1 protein-coding gene is annotated in these 1,327 nt (G+C 49.3%); it reads left to right on the top strand.

Features of this window, described 5'->3' with window-relative positions:
• On the top strand, nt 1-1,327 hold a 1,327-nt coding region (locus ACFILU_RS04125; RefSeq protein WP_375674868.1), incomplete at both ends, for a filamentous hemagglutinin N-terminal domain-containing protein.

Raw genomic sequence — 1,327 nt, 5'->3', positions numbered from 1 at the left:
GTCTCCAGTACGATGCTCAAAAAGGTTTTATTTGGGGGACTTGGTTTTTCTTGTTTGTTAGCCCCTTCAGCGTTACAGGCACAAATTACTGTGGATCCTAACGCTCATGCCGCTCATCGCCCAGATATAGTGGCAGCGCCCAATGGGGTTCCCTCGATTGATATTGTTACCCCCAATGGCAAGGGCTTATCACACAATAAATATAACGATTTTAATATTGGCAATGCAGGTGTGATTTGGAACAATCATGCGCAAGAAGTGGGGCAATCGCAGTTGGGGGGCATTATGCCGGGCAATCCGCATTTGCGCCTCACGGGTTCGGCGAAAGTGATTTTAAATGAAGTGACCAGCAGCAAGCGTAGTGCGCTTCATGGTCCAGGAGAGGTTTTTGGGAGCCCTGCCGATGTGATTATAGCCAATCCCAATGGGATAAGTTGTGATGGTTGTGGCTTTATCAATACGCCTCATGCGACCTTAACCACAGGTGTACCCGAAATTGATGCGAGCGGTTTTTTGAAAGGCTTTGAGGTGCGAGGTGGGGATATCACTTTTGGCGCCAAGGGAGCCAATTTTTTCTCTGGCCAAGGGGCTGTTGATATTGTCGATATTGTCTCACGCACGGTGCATTTTGAAGGAGCTGTTGCGGGCAGAGAAATTGGAGTGACAGCAGGGACGGGTCACTTTGATTATGCTTCACGGGAAATGAAAGAGCTAACTGATATTACTGGTAAACCGGAATATGCGATAGATGGTTCTGCTTTGGGGGCTCTACAAGCGGATCAGATTAAACTTGTGGCAACAGAAAAAGGTGTTGGGGTTCGTATGCGCCATGATATGGCAGCCAATGCGGGGCAGTTGCATCTTTCTGCTGACGGGAAAATCTCGTTGAAGAATGTTTTTGGTCATGGGGGTGTTGTCCTCAAATCGAAAAGCCAGAGCATATTGGCAAAGCACATCACCTCGAAAAAGCATATTGATATTGCCGCCCATAAGGATGTGACGTTAGAAACGGTTGGCGCTGATGGTCATTTGAAGATAGAGGCGCAGGATGGGCTTTTATCGATTGCCGGTAAGGCAACCTCTGGGGGCAATATGGAGCTTTCTTCGCGTCAGACACTTCAAGTTTCAGGGCTAGGGTCAGGTGCTGATATGGCTCTTGAAGCGGGCGGAGACTTGAAGCTTGAGGGGATTGTTTTAGCGCAAGGGAACCTCAAGGCGCATGCCGGTGGTGATATACAGGCGCAGCTTTTAGCCGGTGGGGTTGATATGGCGGCAACGGGTGCTGCTGGTGTTGTTGTTCTTGGCACCCAAGGGGATGTTGATCTCC

Source organism: Bartonella sp. CL100XZDX (assembly GCF_042195375.1).
Classification (GTDB): domain Bacteria; phylum Pseudomonadota; class Alphaproteobacteria; order Rhizobiales; family Rhizobiaceae; genus Bartonella.
This window is presented reverse-complemented; position numbering and strand designations above follow the sequence as displayed.